This is a genomic window from Pedobacter sp. ASV12 (genome assembly GCF_016429155.1).
Classification (GTDB): domain Bacteria; phylum Bacteroidota; class Bacteroidia; order Sphingobacteriales; family Sphingobacteriaceae; genus Pedobacter.
Map to the genome: position 1 here is coordinate 1 of NZ_JAELUC010000004.1, position 21,807 is coordinate 21,807.

Genomic DNA, 21,807 nt, shown 5'->3' on the forward strand with positions numbered 1-21,807 from the left:
CCCCCCCCCCCCCCCCCCCCCCCCCCCCCCCCCCCCCCCCCCCCCCCCCCCCTTTTAGATGTGTATAAGAGACAGAACATAAACTGGACGCTATGGCTTAGCATGCTGTACACCGCTGTTGTCGTCGCCCTTTTGGCCCTAACCTTATGGCGATTATTGCAATTGCTTAAGCATACCCATGTTTATAACCGTGTTGGGGGCTTAAAACTGATCCGCAAAAACGATGGCTTTACCAATTGTTCTTTCTTCAATTATGTGTTTATCGGCGGCGAGCAATTAACAGCAGCAGAATTTGACCTGCTGCTTAAGCATGAAGAAGTACATGCCAAACAATACCATTCGATTGATAAATTATTGTTGCTTGTTGCAAAAGCGGTGCTGTGGTTTAATCCAATCATCTATCTCTACAATAAAGAACTGGAGCAAATCCATGAATATGAGGCAGACGCTTCAGCCTCTTCCAACTTTGGAACACGGCCTTATGCCAACCTGCTTCTAAGGCTGGCCATTCAGGAATACAGCGGCCCATTAGTGCACAACTTTGTAAAAAGTCCGATTAAGGAAAGAATAAAAATGTTATACCAATCAAAATCAAAAAACATGAAAAAGTTAAGTTATGTATTGGCCTTGCCAATAGCAAGTGGGCTGGTTTGGGGCTTTGCCGTAAACGTAGTCTACGCACAGGAGAAAGTAATCGAAACCAAAAACGTACCTGCAAAAGAGGTCCGTGTAAACAGCGTTGATGAAGTAAAAGCGGAGAAAGTTGCTTCAAAAAACAATGTAACCCTCAAGGCTCGAAATAAGGCAGGTGTAGCTGGGACTGGTGTAGTGGCTGTAAACGATGTGGTGATCGTGGGCGGTGCAACAGGACGTGGTGGAGAACAAGTTTCAGCAGTTAGAGATGTAGTAGTTAGAGGTACCGTAGACAGGGTAATAGATTCGAGAAACGATGTTGTTGTAGTTGCAAAAGCGGGTAACGTAAACGATGTAAGGCGGACCAATGTAAAAAGAGTTGTAGATGATGTGGTAGTGGAAAACTTGCAGGCCGAAACAAGAACGGTGGGTGTAGGCAAGATAAATGATGTAGTGGTTGCCGGCCGTACAGACAATGTAATTGGATCCCAAGTCAGAACCACAGTTAGCCGAAATGGCACAGTAAGTGGCAATCTGAGCAGTAGGACAGCCGGCATTGGTGTAGGCAGGACCTACAACGGAAACGTTGCTGATTTTGATGAAAATGGCCCTTTTTATAAACGCTACACCCAAGCCGGAAACGATGGCAAAGAACATGACGTGGCGCTGCTCAGGACTGCAGCAGGCAGCTGGGCCTCGGCTGATATTCCGAAAGGAGGCAAAGTGATGATCTATGTAGATGGTATGCCCTATTCTGAAAGCCAAGCCGGCAACCTGACAAAGGCTATGGTACAAAAATACAATACCGTTGCTGCCTGCGAGAAGGATTCGGACGAGTTCGCTAAAAAATATCCAAATCTAGTAGGCAAGTATGACGCGGTACTCGAATTAAAAAACACCAAATAACCAAATTTAGCTCCGATGATCTACCTGCTTAAAGTTTGCATTTGCTCGGCCGTATTTTTTGGGCTTTACGTATTGTTTCTCAAAAAACTGACTTTCTTTAAGGGAAACCGCTTTTACTTGCTGTTTACCTTGGCATTGAGTTTCATAATACCTGCACTGCAGCTGACGATTGAAAAGGAAGTAGATCAGATTGCCCTTGTAGACCAGGGCTTTATATTGAAAGATGCCCCGGATGGGGTATCAGGCACCCAGGCATTGCTGCCAATTGAAACCCAAAACCAATTGGATTGGAAAAGTCTGGTGCCTTTTCTTTACGGTACGGTAGTGGCCGGGCTCTTGTTGCTGCTATGTTGGCGTATCATCAATCTTTTAAGGCATGTGGGCGGCGCAGCAGAACGGCTCAATGGCCTAAAACTGGTGCCCAAGCATACCGGCTTTACCAATTGCTCTTTTTTCAACTATGTTTTTATCGACAAAAATAGCCTGAGCGATGAAGAAATGGCCATTTTGTTGCAACACGAGCAAGTACATGCGCAGCGGTTGCATTCTGTAGATAAACTTTTGCTGATGCTGGCCAAGGCTGTATTGTGGTTCAACCCCATTGTTTACCTCTACGATAAAGAACTGGAGCAGGTACACGAGTATGAGGCCGATGAGACTATTTCCAGCAGTATCGGAACCCCGTCTTATGCCCACTTGTTGCTCAAGCTGGCCATGGTTAAAAGCAATGACCCCTTGATCCATCATTTTGTGAAAAGCCCGGTAAAAGAAAGAATTAAGATGTTGTTTAATGCCAAATCGAACCACATGAAAAAACTGCTGTACTTGCTAGCCTTGCCCGTTGTACTGACGCTGGTTTGGGGCTTTACGGTTGATGTGGTTAAGGTTTTTCCAAGGATTACGCCTTATGTAGGCGCAGCGGTTTGGCCACACCTGCCTGAAAAAGGCGTCGACAGTTCGATAAGCAATCAAGAACACAAAACTGTCGTCCGATTAGTCCAGCCTTTAAAAACGATGGATACGGCAAAGCGAAGGCTGCCTAGGCTGATTTCATCTTCGTTAGCACGAGTTGACACCCATTTAAACATTACCTATATCAAAAAAGGGGTAATGGAAATATTTGGGAGCATTTTGGAGGCAGAGGATATTACTTGGGATGCTGAAAATAGCATCATAACTGCAGAACAAGCCAGTTTAAAATCAAAAGATGGTACTATGCTTATGGGCAAATCCATCGTGTTCGATTTGAATAAGGGAACGTATTATGCTGGTGCTTCAGGAGCTATCAAGCCAGTAGCTGTCGAGAATTCCAAATTGATGGATAGATTTCAATATTTTGCTACAGATTCGATCAGAACGTCTAAAGCTACTGGCATAATTACGCTGTTTGGGAAAGCAAGAGTAGAAATAGATGGACGTACCATTGAGGCCGAGAAGATAGATATAGATAAAAAAAGCAATGAAATCAAAGCTTACCAAGCGGTTTTAATGGGGCCAAAAGAAGGTGTAATCACCGCAAACGATATTACTTTTAACATACTGACTAAGCAGATGACCGTTGGTTTTAAAGTTGGGCGTAAAGAGGATTAGTCTATGGTGTTTTACCCAATAATGTTGGCCATTCTTTAAAGGGAATGTTGTCAATTAATTTTTAAGATTAAAGCCAATTGTGCTATTCGCCTGGTTTATAGGTACGCTCCGCATTTTTAACCACGTCTTCCTTGTAAAACAGCACGTCCTTAAATTGGCCTTTGCTGTATAGCAGCGCCTGGTCGCTAAAATGCTTCGAATGAGGGTCGCCGCTGTTGCCGCCAGCCAATACCGATTTGGCCCTGATTCTTTTTCCAAATTCTACCGCGCAAACAAAGCTGTTGCCGCTGTTGCCATAGCGCTTGTTGGTTTTGAACAAACTGCTCCGGTACGAAGGCAGCTGCCCCCACATGGCCGATCCGAAACCCACCGGCAGGCTCGGCGCGTTGTCGTCATATTTTTCGTTTATGGCCCCGGTTAGGCGTTGAAAGCGGTTAACTTCGCCCCATGCGATTTGCCACTTGCCAAAACGCTTGTTCAAGTCGGCTAAGGTAGCTTTTAACGGATCCAGCAGGTCGTTCGGTCTGGCACTGGCGGCAAAAGCCTTGGTATTTTCTACCTGATCTCTTTCGCCGGGATTGATGTACACTTTTTGGATGTTCATATTCAGGCGGGGCGCCCATTCCATGGCCAAGGTGGTGGCTTCCGAAGTTTCGCCCGAACGGTAATCCCAGTTTTTGAGCAGGGCCATAGGGGCTTTGAGTTCTTCCAGCATCGGGTCGCTTTGCGGCAGCTGCGCATAAGCTTTGAGCAGGGCCGGAATCAAAATATCAAAGGCAGGCATGTAGGTGTCGTAACCTGTGGCAATTACCTTTTCCAAGGAGTATTTTTGGGGCTGGCTTAACAGGCGAACGGCCGCTACGCCTCTAAAGTTTTCGCCATCTGGAGCCATGTAGCTCGGGTAATTGGCCTTAATCGGACTGTTTTGGCCGGCCACCGTAAAAGGCGTAGAATTGCAGTTTTGCAACCAGCCGTTGGGTGGATTGTATAGGTGCACGGTTTCGCTTACCGGATGCAGGCCCTTCCACGCTGTGGCAGAGGTAGAACCATCAACTACGCCAGCCCAATTGTAGCTCGGATTTCTAATCGGAATAAAATTGCCATGCCAATAGGCGATATTGCCCGCCGCATCGGCGTAAACGGTATTGTTAGAAGCATTGGCTTTTAAATCCATGGCTTTTTGGTAATCGGCAAAACTCTTTGACTTGGTGCGTACCCAGCTTTGTATCAGGCTTTGCGTATTCCTGTTTTTCGATTTCAGGCTAATCCATTTGCCCGCTCTAATGGCCATTACCGGTCCGTTGTTGGTAAAGTAAGTGGTAAAGCTCCTGGTTTTCAATGCCTCGCCATCTTTATAGCGGATATCTATCTTTTTAATGCCTACCGGATATTTTTTATTGTCGTATTCGTAAAATAAACCCTTGTTGGTTTTGGTGATCTTTTCGGCATACATGTCGGCAATGTCAACGTTGTTCGAAGTATGCATCCAGCCACAATGCTCGTTAAAGCCTTGATAAACAAAAAACTGCCCCCAGGTTACTGCGCCATAGGCATTAAGCCCCTCTTCGCTTTGTACCTGCACCTCGGGCCTGAAATAAAAGGTAGTATGCGGATTGATATACAAAATGGCGTGGCCCGATTCGGTAATGGAAGGCGCAAAAGCAAAGCCGTTAGAGCCGCTCTGCTGATCTTTAATTACAGGGACATAGGCGGTAGGCGTAAAATCGTTGGTGTAGAATTTCCTGAGCTCGCCAAGGGTGAGGTCGGCGGTGTTGATGGCGCCGATGCTGCCGTCTGTCCAAAGCAGGGCATACCAAGGTTTAAAGCGGTGCAGCAAGGCCGGTTTCACCTGCGGATTTTTGTAAAGGTAGTAGTTGATGCCGGCCGCATACGCCTCTAAGAGCTTTTTGAGCCAGGGCTGTGCTTTTTGGTAATCGGCTATGGCTTCGGTACTGTCAATCAGCAGGCGGATCTGCAAATCGTTAAAAATATCCTGCTCGCCGTTAACTTCAGCCAGTCTGCCCAGCTTCTCGATATAATTGAGTTCAACGCGTTTAAAGTCGTCTTCGCATTGCGCGTAAAGCAGTCCAAAAACGGCATCGGCATCGGTTTTCCCGTAAACATGCGGTATGCCCCAATGGTCTCTGATGATTTGTACGCGGTTGGCTTGTGCCTGAAAGGCGCTAATTTCGGCAGGCGTAAATTTTTGGGCCAAGAGTTGCAAGGGCAACAACAACAAAAGAAACAACAGGTTACGCATCGTAGTTTGGTTAGTGAAGTTTAAAGTTAAAGGTTAAAAGTTTAAAGTAAATGCTTCGCAAGAAACAAATTTGATATAGCAGTTGACGGTCCGAAGTCGGAGGACCGAAGCATGGTCTTCTACAGGCTAAGACAAACAACCCTTTTTAAACGTGGGATTTGGGAGTAAAGCCAGGAATGATGGAAACATAAAAGAGATTGCTTCATCATCCTTCCATGCAATTAACGCATCCCTTAACAATCAGCTAATGACGAATGAACTAAATAAGCAGGTGCTCAGCTGGCCGTTTTTAGTTTAACAAGCTAAAACTGAACGCTTCTTAGAAAGCCTCTGCTAAGCTGATATAGAAACCGCTTTGGCGTTTTTCGTTTGCTTTTTTCTCACCTACGCCGTAATCCAAGCGTACGCTGAGTCCCTTGGCCGTATCGAAAAAGTAACGACCGCCTACGCCATAGTTAGGTTTGAGGTCTTGCAACGAGAAGTTGCCGTTGGCAAACACCTTGCCACCACCAACAAAGGCCACAATGCCAAAACGGTTCATGAAACGGTAGCGCAGTTCGGCCTGTGCAGTCAAAAGGTTTTCGTCGCGGTAGCGGCCAGTGTAATAGCCGCGCATCATTTCGTCGTTGCCTAATTGTGGCAATAAATAGAATGGCGTTTTTGAACCCTGAACGGTATGGTAAAGGCCCTGTACGCCCAACACCAATTTAGGGGCCAGCGACCAGAAGTTACGTACGTTGACCTTGATCTGGCTGCCTGTAAAATCGCCATGGCCAAACAAATCGGGGGCGTATTGGTAGGTAACGCGCCCAAAAAAGCCCTTGGTAGGGTAGTTGTTAGAGTTGCGCGTGTCGTAGCTTTGCGAAACGCCTATCCACACTACCGATCCGCCATTCCGGTCGTATAGGTTTGGTGCGGTGCTGTAAATGCCACCCGTTTCCTTATCGGTAAAAGTATAGTTTTCGAAACCCAGCGAAACACCGGTATAGGCATTTTTGAAAAAGGTTTTTTCGGCATCCAGGTTAATCCTGATCTGTTGCTGCACCAATTTGTCTTCGTCGCTTTTTTGGGTATTGTTGCCGATCCCAAAAAAGTTGAAAGGCATTTTCTTGAAGCGCACATCGCCGATAAAATGGTATTGGTTGCCTTTGGTCCAGGCATCGCCTTTGAGGGTAAGGTTATAGGTTTTTTTGGTAGAATAGGATGCTGTTCCCGAAAAATTGGAGCTGCGGTTCGTGGTGTCTTTGCGGTCTACATAAAATGAATAAATAGCGCCTAAACCGAACTCAAAGCCCGTTTCCTGGGCGTATCCCAATACCGGTACCGGCATAAAGCTGGCTTTGCGGGTGGTGTCTTTCTCGTTAGACAACATTCTCTTGATCAATTTCATTTGTGCCGAAGCACCAGTTCCGATAGCGGCAAGCAGCAGGAGCAACAGAGTTTTTTTCATCGGGGCCAAAGGTAAGGAAATCAGTCAATAGTCCATAGTCTGCAATCTGTAGCGCGTGAGGTTAATCTTGGATAAGATTCCAGCTGGGAGCTTGGACAATGATTTTACTGATGAACCTATGATCCAATAAACCAATGAACTTTCTTATAAAAACCGTACTTTTGCGGGCAAACAATTAAAACAAAAAAATGAGTACGACTAGAGGACCGATATCAAAGTTCATGGAGACCAACTATCTCCATTTTAATTCGGCAGCGATGATGGATGCCGCCAAAGGTTACGAAACCCACTTAGAAGAGGGCGGAAAAATGATGATTACCCTTGCCGGTGCCATGAGTACTGCCGAGTTGGGCATCTCTTTGGCCGAAATGATCAGACAAGACAAAGTGGCCATTATTTCTTGTACCGGAGCCAATTTAGAAGAAGATATCATGAACCTGGTGGCGCACTCGCACTACAAACGCGTGCCCAACTACCGCGATTTGAGTCCGCAAGATGAGTGGGACCTGTTAGAAAACCACTACAACCGCGTAACCGATACCTGTATTCCGGAAGAAGAAGCTTTCCGCAGGTTACAAAAACATATCTACCAAATCTGGAAAGACGCAAACGATAAAGGCGAGCGTTATTTTCCGCACGAGTTCATGTACAAGATTTTGTTGAGCGGCGAATTGGAGCAGTATTACGAAATCGACCCTAAAAACTCATGGATGTTGGCCGCTGCCGAGAAAAACCTGCCGATTGTGGTGCCGGGATGGGAAGATTCGACCATGGGCAATATCTTCGCTTCTTATGTAATCAAAGGCGAATTTAACCCAACCACCATGAAGAGCGGTATCGAATATATGGCTTGGCTGGCCGATTGGTACGTAAAAAACAGCGAAGGCAAAGGCGTAGGCTTTTTCCAAATTGGTGGCGGTATTGCCGGCGATTTCCCGATTTGCGTGGTGCCAATGCTTTATCAGGATATGGAGATGGAAAACATTCCTTTCTGGAGCTATTTCTGCCAGATATCTGATTCGACCACCTCTTATGGCTCTTACTCTGGTGCCGTGCCGAACGAGAAGATTACCTGGGGCAAATTAGATATCAATACGCCTAAATTCATTGTAGAATCGGATGCAACGATTGTAGCGCCATTGATTTTTGCATGGATATTAAAAATGTAATCATAAAAGCAAAATTTTTTCAAAAAAGATAAGCTTTAAAGAATCAGCAGTTTTTCAAAAATTGCTGATTTTTTCATTCCTAGGGCGGAAAATACGATAATTTAGAATGATTATAAATTGTATTTCACTGTCATTAATATGTCATTGGTATCTTAATAAGTTTTACTTTTGTCGAAATCTTTTTGATTGGCTAAGTGGCCAAAATCCAAAGGGATTTAAAATTTATTTCAATAAATAGCATAAAATACTCATTATGAGGAATATCTCATTTGTTTTTAGGAAAGTTTGGAAGTCGGCACTTGTTGTGGCTGCCCTTTCTTTTTTAAATGTTGCGGTAACGCAAGCACAAGATGTGGTGGAGGGTAAGACATTATTTAATGCAAAATGTAAATCTTGTCATGCTTTAGACCATGATCTTACCGGACCTGCTTTGACTCCTAAAGTTAACGAGCTAGACGAATCGTTCTTGATTCCTTGGATCAAAAACAACGTTGCGCTAATTGCTTCGGGCAACAAACAGGCCATCGAAGCCTCTAAGTTCTCTGCTTCGGAAATGAAAACTTTCCCTGAGCTGAGCGATGACCAAATTAAAAGCATCATTGCTTATGCCAAAGTAGGCGAGCCTAAGAAAACTGAGGTTGCTGGTCCCGTAGCTAAAGACGAAGGTGCTTCGGGCCTTTCAATTGCCGGTGTAATCGGTAGCATCATCTTGGCTATCGTTGTTTTGGTGGTATTGGGTCGCTCGGTAAAAGTATTGGAGCGCTTGATCTTAGAAAAACAAGGCATCGATATCACAGAAGAAGAAACCGTTCCTTTGTCGGTTGGCGTACGCAAGCTGTTCAAAAACAAGAAATTTGTGTTCTTCTTTATCCTTTGCTTGGTGATTACCTTGGGTTCATTCGGTTGGATGGGTATGTGGGATACAGGTGTTCATACAGGCTATCAACCGGTTCAGCCGATTAAATTCTCTCACGAATTGCACGCGGGTATCAACCAGATCGATTGCCAATACTGTCACACTGGTGCCTTCAAATCTAAAAACTCTACCATTCCTTCGCTCAACGTTTGTATGAACTGCCACAAGAACGTACAAGCCAGAACAGAAGATGGCCAGATTTCGCCAGAGATCCAAAAAATCTACAATGCTTTGGGCTACGATCCTGATAAGCAAACCTATGATAAAACCAAAGAGAAGCCAATTGAGTGGGTACGTGTACACAACTTGCCTGATTTCGCTTACTTCAACCACTCGCAACACGTAGTCGTTGGCGAAGCGGCCATCCGCAAAGAAAAAGGACTTAAACCTACAGATCCTGTATGTTTTGCCTGTCACGGTCCGGTTAATACCATGGAAGAAATCTACCAGTATTCGCCACTTACCATGAAATGGTGTATCAACTGCCACAAGGATGCTGATGTCTCAGGCAAGAAAAACGACGCCTTCTATGCCAACATCATTGCTGCGCACGAGAAAATCAAAAAAGGCGAGAAAATTACCCCTGCTATGCTAGGTGGTTTAGAGTGTGGTAAGTGCCACTATTAATAAATAGAGTTTAGTAAGAACGTTCGATAAACAGTAATATAGCTTAAATGGAAAGCAATAAAAAATACTGGAAAGGCTTAGAGGAGTTGAAAAATACCCCCGATTTTGTTGAAAACAACAAAAACGAATTTGCAGAGCCACTTCCAATAGAAGATGTTTTAAGTGAAGCAGGTTTAAGTACAGTTACCCCGCGCCGCGACTTTTTAAAGGCCTTAGGCTTTGGTTTGGGTGCGGTAACCTTGGCGGCTTGTCAGAAAACGCCGGTACACAAATCAATTCCTTATCTAGTGAGACCGGAAGAGGTGGTGCCAGGTATCCCTAACTATTACGTATCTACCTTTAAAGGCAACAGCGTATTGGTTAAAACGGTAGTAGGCCGTCCGATTAAAATCGAGGCTAATCCAAATGCCGGACAATTTAACAACGGTACCGATGCACAGGCGCAAGCTTCAGTATTAGACTTGTACGATGTTTCTAAATTAAAAACACCTTTGCTTAAAAAGCAGGAAACTACCTGGTCTGAGCTAGACGCTTTCGTAAAAGGCGAACTGAACAAGGCCCAGGCTTCTGGCAAAAAAATCCGCATCGTTTCATCAAGCCTGAACAGCCCATCGGCTAAGGCGGTGATTGCAGATTTTACAGCCAAATACCCAACTACTAAAAACGTACAATACGACGCGGTATCTTATACAGGTATCATCAAAGCCAACGAAAACAGCTTTGGTAAAGCCGTATTGCCAAAATACAACTTCGATAAGGCTGATCTTATCGTAAGTTTTGCAGCCGACTTCCTGGGAACTTGGATCAGTGGCGAAGAGTTTACTGCTCAATACACCGCCAACAGAAACTACAAGTCGCTTGAAAAAGGCAAAATGTCTCGCCACTTCCAGTTCGAAACTGGCATGAGCTTGACTGGTACCAACGCTGATACCCGTGTGCCGATTAAATTATCGGAAGAAGGCCCGGCTTTGATTACCTTATACAATGCCATTACCGGCGGTAATTTAGCTGGTGGCGCATTGCCAAACAACGCCACTGCCGATAAAGCCCTGAAACTGGTAGCCAAAGAATTGCTGCAAAACAAAGGCAAAGCCGTTGTAGTTGCTGGTTCTAACGATGTATCAACGCAAATTTTGGTGAATGCCATCAACGTTGCCATCGGCAGCTATGGTACGACCATCGATTTGGATAACCCTTGCAAACGTTATGAAGGTAACGATGCAGAATTTGCAGAATTGATCAACGAAATGAACAGGGGCGAAGTAGCTGCTGTTTTCTTCTTGAATTCGAACCCTGCCTACGATGCCGTAAATCCAAAAGCATTTACCGATGCCTTGGCCAAAGTTCCTTTCAAAGTATCATTTGCCGATAGGGTAGACGAGACTTCTGACCTTTGTGAAGTGGTGGCCATTACACCAAACTACTTAGAGGCTTGGGGCGATGCCAACAGCTACGAAGGTTACTATTCCATTGTACAGCCAACGATCAATCCGGTATTCAACTCACGTCAGGCAGAGCAAAGCTTATTGATCTGGTCTGATGCAGCTGTTCAGGATTACTATCAATATGTACGCAACAACTGGGAGAAAAGCATTTTGCCTGCTGCAGGTAAAACTTGGAACGAATTGTTGCAAACAGGTGTGGTTACTACCGCCCCTAAAACTGCAGGCGCTTATGGTTTCAGCTTAGCTTTAGATGCAGTTGTAGCCTCGATTATGGCCAGCAGCAAAGCTTTAGACAACAACGATATCCAGTTGCACATTTACGAAAACATCCCAATGCGCGATGGTAAGAGTGCCAACAATGCTTTCTTGCAAGAGTTGCCTGATCCGGTTTCTAAAGTAACTTGGGACAACTTTATTGCGGTTGCACCTAAACAAGCAGAAAAATTAGGCTATAAAGAGTTTGATTTGGTAAGCGTAAAAGGCGCGAACGGTTACGAAGTAATCCTTCCATTGTTGATCCAACCAGGCCAGGCCATGGGTACGGCTTCAATTGCCTTAGGCTACGGACGTACCAAGGTTGGTAAAGCCGGCGACAACGTGGGTAAAAACGCTTTCCCTTTTGTAAGCTTCGCCAATGGTACTTTAAAATATGCAACTACAGCCAAATTATCGGCTGCAGGCGGCAGGGAAGAATTGGCACAAACCCAAACCCACTATTCTTTCGAAGGCAGGAACATCATTCGCGAAACTACCTTGAAAGATTACTTGAAAGATCCGGCATCGGGTTCAGGTAACCACCATAAACACAAAGTATACGATTTATGGACTACAGATAAATATGAGAAGCTTGGCAACGACTGGGTAATGGCAATCGATTTGAATGCTTGTACCGGTTGCGGTTCTTGTATCGTGGCTTGTAACGTAGAAAACAATATTCCGGTTGTAGGTAAAGACGAAGTACGCAGACGCAGAGAAATGCACTGGTTGCGTATTGACCGTTACTACAGCTTTAACGACGAGAAAACCGGCGAAGATGTAACCGAAGAGAAAGAAATTGCCCACATGAGCAATTTAGATAATGTTTCGGTAGTACACCAGCCGATGCTTTGTCAGCACTGTGACCACGCGCCATGCGAAACGGTATGTCCGGTATTGGCCACGGTACACTCGTCAGACGGTTTGAACCACATGGCTTACAACCGTTGCGTAGGTACCCGTTATTGCGCCAACAACTGTCCGTACAAAGTACGTCGCTTCAACTGGTTCAACTACTGGAACGATTCGCGTTTCGACAACTACCTGAACAACGAGTTTACGCAATTGGTATTGAACCCTGACGTAACGACCCGTTCGAGAGGTGTAATGGAGAAATGTTCAATGTGTATCCAACGTATCCAAGCTGGTAAATTAACCGCCAAAATGGAGAAACGTGCACTGAAAGATGGTGATATCAAAATGGCTTGTCAGCAAGCTTGTTCTGCCGGAGCGATTATTTTTGGCGACAAAAACGATCCGAATTCAGAAGTTTCGAAAGCATTGCGCAGCGAACGTATCTACTATGTATTAGAGGAGATCAATGTACAACCAGGTGTTGGTTACATGACAAAAGTTAGAAATATAGATTCAGAAACTAAAAAAGCACACGCGTAAGCTGTACTTAGAGCAATATAAATTATGTCAGGACATAACGAATCAATTTTAAGAGAGCCATTAATTACCGGAAAAGACATCACGTATGCCCAAATTACGGATGACATTCTACTTCCGGTAGAAAACAAGCCCAACAAAGCTTGGTGGATAGGGTTTATTCTTTCACTTTGTGGCGCCACGCTTTGGGTAGTTGCGGTAAGCTATACCTTCTGGTTCGGTATCGGATCATGGGGATTGAACAAAACCGTAGGTTGGGCATGGGACATCACCGGCTTCGTATGGTGGGTAGGTATCGGTCACGCAGGAACGCTGATTTCTGCGGTATTGCTACTCTTCCGTCAGAACTGGCGTAACTCCATCAACCGCTCGGCAGAGGCGATGACGATTTTCGCTGTAATCTGTGCCGCTACCTATGTTGTATCCCACATGGGTAGGCCTTGGTTGGCTTATTGGGTATTGCCATTGCCGAACCAGTTCGGTTCGCTTTGGGTAAACTTTAACTCGCCGTTGGTATGGGATATGTTTGCGATCTCTACTTATTTCTCTGTATCCTTATTATTCTGGTACACTGGTTTATTGCCAGATATCGCCACCATCAGAGACCGTGCGGTAGGCATGCGCAAAAAAGTATATACCATCCTTTCATTCGGTTGGACTGGCAGCGTGAAAACCTGGCAGCGTTTTGAGGCCGTGTCATTGATTTTGGCGGGTATCTCAACTCCCCTGGTACTTTCGGTACACACCATCGTATCGATGGACTTTGCAACCTCGGTAATTCCAGGATGGCACACCACAATTTTCCCTCCGTACTTCGTTGCGGGTGCGATTTTCTCGGGCTTCGCCATGGTATTAACCTTGTTATTGGTAGCACGCAAGGTATTGGGCCTTGAAAACTATATCACCATGTTCCACATCGAATCGATGAACAAGATCATCATCTTGACCGGTTCTATCGTGGGTGTGGCTTACTTAACCGAGTTCTTCATTGCCTGGTATTCAGGTTCTGAGTATGAACAATATGCCTTCATCAACCGTTCAACCGGTCCTTACTGGTGGGCATACTGGATGATGATGACCTGTAACGTAATCTCGCCACAGTTGCTTTGGTTCAAAAAGATTCGTACCAGCATTGCCGCGACTTGGATTTTGTCTATCGTGGTAAACATCGGGATGTGGTTCGAGCGTTTCGTAATTATCGTAACCTCTTTGCACCGCGATTTCTTGCCATCGAGTTGGGCCATGTTCTATCCAACCTGGGTTGACGTGAGCGTATTCGTAGGTTCGATAGGCTTGTTCTTTACCCTGTTCTTGCTGTTCTTGAGGGTGTTGCCTTCAATTGCTATCGCAGAGGTGAAACTATTGTTGAAGAGCGCCAGCGAGCAGGCTAAGTTAGAGTTGATTAAAGAAGGTCATTTAGATAAAGAGCAAGTACAAGAGTACATCGAGTCTTTAGAAAAATTTGATAGTGTTAAACAAGAAGAATACGCAAAAATATAACAATGAGTAATATCAAATATATTTTAGGCAGTTTCGGCGACCCTGATGAAATGATGCACGGCATCGAGAAGTTGCAGGAAAACAACATCAAGATACATGATGTGTATACGCCAATGCCTATCCACGGCATCGAAGCCAAGTTGGGAGTTAAAAGATCTAGGTTAGATATCGCAGCGTTCTTTTTCGGGATTACCGGAACGTTGACCATGTTAACCGGCGTTTATTTGGCTACCGTGGTAGACTGGCCAATCAATATTGGCGGCAAGACCCACTTTGCGTTGCCGGATTTTATTCCGATTACTTTCGAGTTGACCATCCTTTTCTGTGCCTTTGGCCTGGTAGGATCATACTATGCCTCCACCCACCTTTTTCCGGGAAGAGCGCCTCGAGTAATGGATCTGCGCGCAACAAACGATCGTTTTATCATTGCCATTGATGCCAAGGCAAACGCCGAGCACGAAAAAATAGACGAACTATTGAAAGGTGCGGGCGCATTGGAAGTAAAGTATAATGAAAGGAAGTATGTTAGCTATGAATAAGAAGAATATAGTTTACGCCACGTTTATAGTGCTTGCTTCTGTGGCAATGCTTTCGGCCTGTAGAGACAAGAGAAGTACAGGTTTGGAGTATGCAAGAAATATGTACGATCCGATTGCCTACAACCAGGATCAGCCCAACAAGAATTTTGCCAACGGCGCTACGGCACAAACGCCTCCGCCAAATACAGATCCTATCGGTTTTGTAAAGTATGAATATCCGAATACCAAAGAAGGATATGAAGCTTCGGCAGCCTTGGTAAACCCATTGCCTGTAACCGAGAAAAACCTGTTGGAAGGCAAGCATTTCTTTACTGTGTTCTGCGCGCCATGCCATGGCGAAAAAGGAGATGGTCAGGGCCATATCGTAAAACTGGACAAAGGTATCTCTGGTGTTCCGGCTTACCACGGCAAAGATGCGGTATCGTCTCGTGGCGGCTTGATGAAGGATATGCCTGCTGGTAAAATCTACCACACCATTATGTATGGTTTAAATGCAATGGGATCTCATGCTTCACAACTTAGCCCAACCGAAAGGTGGAAAGTGGTGATGTATGTTCAACAATTACAAAAAATACAATAAGAAAACAGATATAAATGGGAACTCATCATTATAATTTAAGTGAACAATTTGAGTTTACAGGAAAAGTAAAAACCCTGAGCATTATTGGTATCGTCATTGGCTTGGCTACCATAGGCTACTACGGTTTTGTAAGCAGTGAACATTGGGCTCATGAGCGCATTTTTGCTAACCTGTTACTAATGGCATATTATTTTGCCTGTGTATGTATGTCTGGCGCTTTCTTTTTGGCCGTACAATATGTAGCACAAGCAGGTTGGTCAGCATCGATTTTGCGCGTACCTCAGGCCATGGCCAAGGTTTTGCCTATCGCGGTAGTCATCTTGCTGGTTGTAATCGGTTTAGGTTTGTATACCCACAACCTTTACCACCACTGGCATGCCGATGGTTTAACCGATCCTAATTCAGACAATTTTGATAAGCTTATTGCCGGCAAATCGGCTTTCTTGAACGTGCCTTTCTTCATGTCGAGACAAGTGATTTTCTTGGGTACCTATAGCATCTTCGCTACCTTATTGGCCAAATGGTCGGCAAACGAAGATTTGGAAGGTGGCTTGAACTCTTACCGCAAAAGCTTTAAATACTCTTGTATCTTCTTGGTTATTTATGGCTTTACCACTCCGGTATTCGCTTTCGATACCATCATGTCGTTAGAAGCACACTGGTTCTCTACCATGTTCGGCTGGTACAACTTTGCCGCCATGTGGGTAAGCAGCTTGGCTACCATTGCGGTGATCATCATCCTGTTGAGAAGAGCCGGCTACATGAGCTGGGTGAATAACAGCCACTTGCACAATTTGGGCCAATTTATCTTTGGTTTCTCTATCTTCTGGACTTACGTATGGTTTGCGCAATTCTTATTGATCTACTATGCCAACATGTCTGAAGAGACCGTATATTTTTACAACCGTTTTAACAACTACGAAGCTTGGTTCTACATCAACCTGATCATGAACTTCTTAAGTCCGTTGTTGTTATTGATGGACCGCGACAACAAGCGTAGCGAAACTACCTTGCTTATTGTATCCATCATTGTGCTTTGCGGCCATTGGGTAGATTACTACCAAATGATTATGCCGGGCGTATTTACCAATGGCACTAAAGACGGCAGCGGTTTCGGCTTGCCTGAAATTGGAACGGCCTTGGGTTTCTTAGGTTTGTTTACCTTTACCGTAATGGGATCTTTAAGCAAAAAGCCTTTGATTGCCAAGAACCATCCGTTTTTACAAGAAAGTTTAAATCACCACCTATAACGGTAACGGTTTAAGAATATATAGATTAAAATAATAAAAGTACAGCGTACTACTTTTAAGAAAATGAGTTTAAAAAAATTAATAAGTAATAAAACAATGGCGGTGTTAGCAGCAATGCTTACTGTATTTGCAAATACCAGTGCGTTTGCCCAAGAAGCTGCCGCTGCCGCTACGGCCAAACCTGTAGATATGGAACCGGTTTATAAATCGACACTGTTCTACGTATTGCTGTTCTTGCTATTGTGCTTATTCATTGCGATAGTAGGCAAGGCCCTAAGAGTATATGAATTGACCCGCGAAACCCAAGGCAAGCCCGAAGGAATCAACTGGAACAAGATCAATGGTATTCTATTCGCCTTGTTCCTGATTGTTGGTTTGTATGGCGTTTATTGGGAGTACACGGTGCATGGCAACATGATTTTGCCAGAGGCGGCTTCAGAGCACGGTAAAAAAATCGACCAGATGTTTAACATTACGTTGATCATTACCACCATCGTGTTTATCCTCACGCACATTATCTTATTTACTTTTACTTATTTCTACAAAAGTACAGGCAAGAGAAAGGCTTACTACTATCCACACAACAATGCTTTAGAGCGTATCTGGACAATCATTCCGGCTTTGGTGCTTACCGTGTTGGTATTGATGGGCTTCTTAACCTGGAGATCGATCTTCTACAAAATCGAAGACCCTAAAAATAAGCCTTTGAGCATTGAAGTAACCTCGTCTCAGTTTCAATGGGATGTACGTTATCCGGGTGCCGATGGCGTGGTAGGCAAGAAAAGCTACAAGCTGATTACAGCTATCAATGCCTTGGGTATCGATTTTACGGATAAAAACAGCTTGGATGATCAATTGGCTGACGAGATCGTATTGCCGGTTAACAAACCAGTAAGGTTCATCCTAACCAGTAAAGACGTTATCCACAGTTTTTATATGCCACACTTCAGGGTTCAATTGAACACTGTACCGGGTATGACTTCTTATTTCGAGTTTACGCCTACGTTAACGACCGAGCAAATGAAGGCCAAAACCAACGATCCTACTTTTAAGTACTTATTGCTTTGTGCCAAGATCTGTGGTGCCAACCACTTTAACATGCAGAAACCAGTTAGGGTTGTAACTCAGGAAGAATATGATGCATGGGTGGTGAAACAAAACCCTTATCTAACTAACGATTTGAGAAAAGCCTTTAAATTACCTGTAATTGCAGCGCCTACCAAAGAAGTGCCTGCAGCAGCAGATACTACTGCAAAAGATACTGCAGCGACCAAAACAAATCAATTAGCTATCAAAAAATAAATAATACTGGAGAACCCTTATTATGTCAACTATATCACTACAAGATAAACACCACCACGATAGCCACGACGATCACGGTCATGGCCATCACCAAGAAACCTTCCTGACTAAATACGTATTTAGCCAGGATCACAAAATGATTGCCAAGCAGTTCCTGATTACAGGTATCGTGATGGCAGTTATTGCTATGGGTTTATCTATCCTTTTCAGGATCCAATTGGCTTGGCCAGATAAATCATTCCCACTATTGGAAACATTTTTGGGCAAATGGGCTGCTGGTGGCAGGATCAAACCAGATTTTTATTTGGCTTTGGTTACCATCCACGGTACCATCATGGTATTCTTTGTATTAACCGCTGGTTTGAGTGGTACTTTCAGTAACTTGTTAATTCCTTTGCAGGTAGGTGCAAGAGATATGGCTTCGCCGTTCTTGAACATGCTTTCGTACTGGTTCTTCTTTACGGCCTGCGTAATCATGATGGGCTCATTCTTTATCCAAACAGGTCCTGCCAGTGCCGGATGGACGGTTTATCCGCCATTGTCGGCCGTGCCAAAGGCTATGCCGGGTTCTGCATTGGGTATGACCATGTGGCTAATCAGTATGGTGCTTTTCGTAGCTTCGTCATTAATGGGCGGTATCAACTATGTAAGTACCGTATTAAATATGCGTACCAAAGGGATGGATCTTTGGAAAATGCCTTTAACCATTTGGGCATTCTTCTTAACCGCTATCTTGGGTATTCTTTCTTTCCCGGTATTGGTAGCCGGTGTTGTACTTTTGATTTTCGACCGTAGCTTCGGTACAAGTTTCTATTTATCGGATATCGTAATCGGTACCCAGATTTTGCCGAACGAAGGCGGTTCACCAATCTTGTGGCAACACTTGTTCTGGTTCTTGGGTCACCCGGAGGTATATATCGTAATTATGCCGGCATTGGGTATTTCTTCAGAGATTATTTCTGTAAACTCAAGAAAACCGATTTTCGGTTACCACGCCATGGTGTATTCATTGATCGGTATTACCACATTATCGTTCATCGTTTGGGGTCACCACATGTTCGTAACGGGTATGAACCCATTATTGGGCGGTGTGTTTATGATCACTACCTTGATCATTGCGGTGCCATCGGCAGTAAAAACCTTTAACTATTTAGCCACCCTGTGGAGAGGTAACATCAGGTTTACACCTGCCATGTTGTTCGCCATCGGTTTGGTTTCATTCTTTATCTCTGGCGGTTTAACCGGTATTTTCTTGGGTAACGCCTCTTTGGATATCAACCTGCACGATACTTACTTCGTAGTAGCCCACTTCCACTTGGTAATGGGTTCGGCAGCCATCTTTGGTATGTTGGCCGGTGTTTACCACTGGTTCCCTAGAATGTTCGGCAAAATGATGAATGCCAAATTGGGCTACCTGCACTTTTGGGTAACCTTTATCTGTGCCTACTTGGTCTTCTTCCCATTGCACTTCTTAGGCTTGGATGGTGTACCTCGTCGTTACTATGCATTTACCGAGTTTGAGTTTATGCAAAAATGGCTAACCGTAAACGTATTTGTAACTTGGGCAGCTATTATTGCCGCCTTGGCTCAGGTAGCTTTCTTATTCAATTTCTTCTACTCTATATTTAAAGGAAAAAAAGCACCTCAAAATCCTTGGGAAGCCAATACTTTAGAGTGGACAGCTCCAGTTGAACACCTGCATGGCAACTGGCCAGGAGAAATCCCAACCGTATACCGTTGGCCTTACGATTATAGTAAGCCAGGTGCAGAGCATGATTTCATTCCGCAAACCGTGCCTTTCTCTCAAACCATGAGCTCTAACTTGCCTCACGACTTTGAAGGAAACGCCGAGGCAGAGCGCATCCAGAAAGAATGGGAAGCCGCCAACAAAAAAGAAGAAAAGACGGACTTAGACTAGTGAGTTTACTTGTTTAAGCATTTGATATAAGGTATCTGCTGGAGTAAACTAAATGCCACAGATACCTTATTTTTTTATAACCTAGCATTAACCCATGGTGGCTAAATCTGAGCAAAGATTTATTCGATTAAATTTCATTACCATTATTGTAACGCTTCTGGTTGTTTTGGCCGGTGGTATCGTTCGCAGTACAGGATCTGGAATGGGGTGTCCTGATTGGCCCAAGTGTTTCGGACAGGTAGTGCCACCAACTTCGGCCAAGCAATTGCCTGCAGATTATAAAGAAAAATATGTAGCCCAGCGTTTGGCTAAAAACGAACGTTTTGCCAAGACTTTAGAGAAACTGGGCAAAGCCGATTTGGCCGACAGCATCAGAAACGATGCCTCTATTGCACAGCCCGAAGCTTTTAACGTAGCCAAAACCTGGACCGAATATGGCAACAGGCTGGTAGGTGTAGTGACGGGTTTCTTGATGATTTTCTTGGTGGTTTATGCTTTCGCCTTTAAGCAGTCGGCCAAACGTATTATCGTATTGAGCATCATTAATCTATTGGTAGTGGTCTTTCAGGCCTGGTTAGGCTCTATCGTGGTTTCCACCAATTTGCTGCAGTGGATTGTTACCCTGCACATGCTGTTGGCCCTCGTTATTTTGGCCATACAGATTTATACTTACAACTATGCCAAGCAGCTGCACAAGGAGCGCAGTGTGATCATGTACCGCATTGCCTGGCTAAAGGGCTTTTTGTTCTTTACCATTTTGGTATCGATTGTACAGGTTATTTTGGGCACCGAGGTGCGCGAAAGCATTGATTCGATATCGAAGTCTTTGCAGTTTAACGGGCGCAATACCTGGGTATCAAAAGTGGGTTCGCTTTTTAATTACCACAGAGACTTGGCCATTTTAGTGGCTATCTGTAATTTTGTAGTCTATAAAATGGTAACCGACCGTTTTAGCGGCAAGGCTTGGCCTTTGCAAACGGCCAACTACATTATGATTACGCTAGCGGTACAGGTAGCTTCGGGCTTCCTGCTGTCGTATTTGGCTTTGCCACCTTATGCGCAGGCCATACATGTTTTATTTGCCACCGTTTTATTTAGCTTGCAGTATTACCTGTATTTGTTGGTGTACCGTACAGCTACTTATAAACCCAATTAACCGATTTGAAATTGAAACAGTTTTTTTCAGATTTTTCTAAATTGATCAAGTTCAGGCTCACCTTTTTGGTGGTGTTCTCGGCATCTGTTACTTTTTTGATCGGATCTAAAATTCAGGTGGATAGGGCCATCTTGCCACAAATAGACTGGAATAACTGGCTAATCTTGATTGTAGGTGGATTTTTAGTAACCGGAGCCGCCAACTGCTTTAACGAAATTATTGAGAAAGACCTTGATAAGCTGATGAGCCGTACCAAAGACAGGCCCATGCCAGCCGGCAGAATGACCACCGGACAGGGATTGGTGCTGGGCCTCATTATGGGCATGGCCGGTACCTGGCTGTTGGGCAAGCTCAATTTAGAAACGGGTCTCATTTCGGTATTCTCTATTTTATTGTATGCCTTTGCCTATACACCCCTGAAACGCAAATCGCCAATTGCAGTATTTGTGGGCGCTATACCGGGTGCATTGCCACCGCTGATCGGTTATTTGGCTGCCTTAGGCAAAACCACTGTTTTTTCTGTAGTCGATTACCAGATTGCAGGCATTTTATTCCTGGTACAGTTTGTATGGCAGTTTCCGCACTTTTGGTCTATTGCCTGGGTGTTGGATGATGATTATAAAAAGGCAGGCTTCCGATTGCTGCCTACCAAAAAAAGAGATAAAACAAGTGCGATATTTACCTTTGTAAGTACTTTGGTACTGATACCGGTAAGCTTGTTGCCAACCTTCTATGGTTTCGGTGGCTACTATATTGCAGGGGTTTCGGTGCTTGCCGGATTGTTGTTCAGCTGGTATGGCTATCAGCTGGTGGTGAAGATGGATTTGCCAAGTGCCCGCAAGGTGATGTTCTGTTCTTTCTTTTACATCCCTTTGGTACAATTGGTTTTATTGTTTGATTTAATAGTTTAGAATTTTAA

The 21,807-nt window shown here is 44.5% G+C and carries 15 protein-coding genes; 13 read left to right on the forward strand and 2 right to left on the reverse strand.

Annotated elements, in window-relative coordinates:
* Positions 1-1,539, forward strand: a 1,539-nt coding sequence (locus JHD69_RS02365; protein ID WP_304622301.1) for a M56 family metallopeptidase, incomplete at its 5' end; no start/stop codon positions are given.
* A 15-nt stretch (positions 1,540-1,554) separates the two neighbouring features.
* Positions 1,555-3,129, forward strand: coding sequence for a M56 family metallopeptidase (locus JHD69_RS02370; RefSeq protein ID WP_199136975.1), 1,575 nt, complete (start codon positions 1,555-1,557; stop codon positions 3,127-3,129).
* Positions 3,130-3,211: 82 nt separating this feature from the next.
* Here the strand turns inward: JHD69_RS02370 and JHD69_RS02375 are convergent, their stop codons facing one another.
* Both JHD69_RS02375 and JHD69_RS02380 read right to left on the reverse strand, forming a co-directional pair.
* A complete protein-coding gene (locus tag JHD69_RS02375; protein ID WP_199136977.1) occupies positions 3,212-5,389 on the reverse strand; it encodes a penicillin acylase family protein in 2,178 nt (725 codons plus the stop codon).
* A 319-nt stretch (positions 5,390-5,708) separates the two neighbouring features.
* Entirely contained in the window at positions 5,709-6,839 is a 1,131-nt protein-coding gene (locus JHD69_RS02380; RefSeq protein WP_199136979.1) for a polymerase, read from the reverse strand.
* A 188-nt stretch (positions 6,840-7,027) separates the two neighbouring features.
* Here JHD69_RS02380 and JHD69_RS02385 point away from each other — a divergent pair, with 188 nt between their 5' ends.
* The 11 genes from JHD69_RS02385 (at position 7,028) to cyoE (ending at position 21,799) form a co-directional block, all read left to right on the forward strand.
* Positions 7,028-8,008, forward strand: coding sequence for a deoxyhypusine synthase family protein (locus JHD69_RS02385; protein WP_199136981.1), 981 nt, complete (start codon positions 7,028-7,030; stop codon positions 8,006-8,008).
* A gap of 253 nt (positions 8,009-8,261) precedes the next feature.
* On the forward strand, positions 8,262-9,551 hold the full coding sequence (locus JHD69_RS02390; protein ID WP_199136983.1) for a c-type cytochrome: 1,290 nt from the start codon (positions 8,262-8,264) through the stop codon (positions 9,549-9,551).
* A gap of 47 nt (positions 9,552-9,598) precedes the next feature.
* A complete protein-coding gene (locus JHD69_RS02395) occupies positions 9,599-12,646 on the forward strand; it encodes a TAT-variant-translocated molybdopterin oxidoreductase (RefSeq protein WP_199136990.1) in 3,048 nt (1,015 codons plus the stop codon).
* Between the two features lie 24 nt (positions 12,647-12,670).
* On the forward strand, positions 12,671-14,143 hold the full coding sequence (nrfD, locus tag JHD69_RS02400) for an NrfD/PsrC family molybdoenzyme membrane anchor subunit (protein WP_199136992.1): 1,473 nt from the start codon (positions 12,671-12,673) through the stop codon (positions 14,141-14,143).
* Between the two features lie 2 nt (positions 14,144-14,145).
* Positions 14,146-14,682: a DUF3341 domain-containing protein gene (locus JHD69_RS02405; protein ID WP_199136994.1), complete on the forward strand. Its 537-nt coding sequence runs from the start codon at positions 14,146-14,148 to the stop codon at positions 14,680-14,682.
* Positions 14,666-15,262 carry a c-type cytochrome gene (locus JHD69_RS02410; protein WP_233165635.1) on the forward strand — a complete coding sequence of 199 codons (597 nt, stop codon included), beginning with the start codon at positions 14,666-14,668 and terminating at the stop codon, positions 15,260-15,262. The genes JHD69_RS02405 and JHD69_RS02410 overlap by 17 nt, the downstream gene beginning before the upstream one ends.
* Before the next feature lie 14 nt (positions 15,263-15,276).
* Complete coding sequence (locus JHD69_RS02415) at positions 15,277-16,512, forward strand: quinol:cytochrome C oxidoreductase (protein ID WP_199136998.1); 1,236 nt, start codon at positions 15,277-15,279, stop codon at positions 16,510-16,512.
* Positions 16,513-16,608: 96 nt separating this feature from the next.
* Positions 16,609-17,814, forward strand: coding sequence for a cytochrome c oxidase subunit II (locus JHD69_RS02420; RefSeq protein WP_370583445.1), 1,206 nt, complete (start codon positions 16,609-16,611; stop codon positions 17,812-17,814).
* A 22-nt stretch (positions 17,815-17,836) separates the two neighbouring features.
* Entirely contained in the window at positions 17,837-19,732 is a 1,896-nt protein-coding gene (locus JHD69_RS02425) for a cytochrome c oxidase subunit I (RefSeq protein WP_199137002.1), read from the forward strand.
* A 94-nt stretch (positions 19,733-19,826) separates the two neighbouring features.
* A complete protein-coding gene (locus JHD69_RS02430) occupies positions 19,827-20,888 on the forward strand; it encodes a COX15/CtaA family protein (protein ID WP_199137004.1) in 1,062 nt (353 codons plus the stop codon).
* 11 nt (positions 20,889-20,899) lie between these two features.
* The gene (cyoE, locus tag JHD69_RS02435; protein WP_199137006.1) at positions 20,900-21,799 is read left to right on the forward strand and encodes a heme o synthase; all 900 of its coding nucleotides are present in this window, start codon (positions 20,900-20,902) and stop codon (positions 21,797-21,799) included.
* The last annotated feature ends 8 nt before the right edge of the window (positions 21,800-21,807 follow it).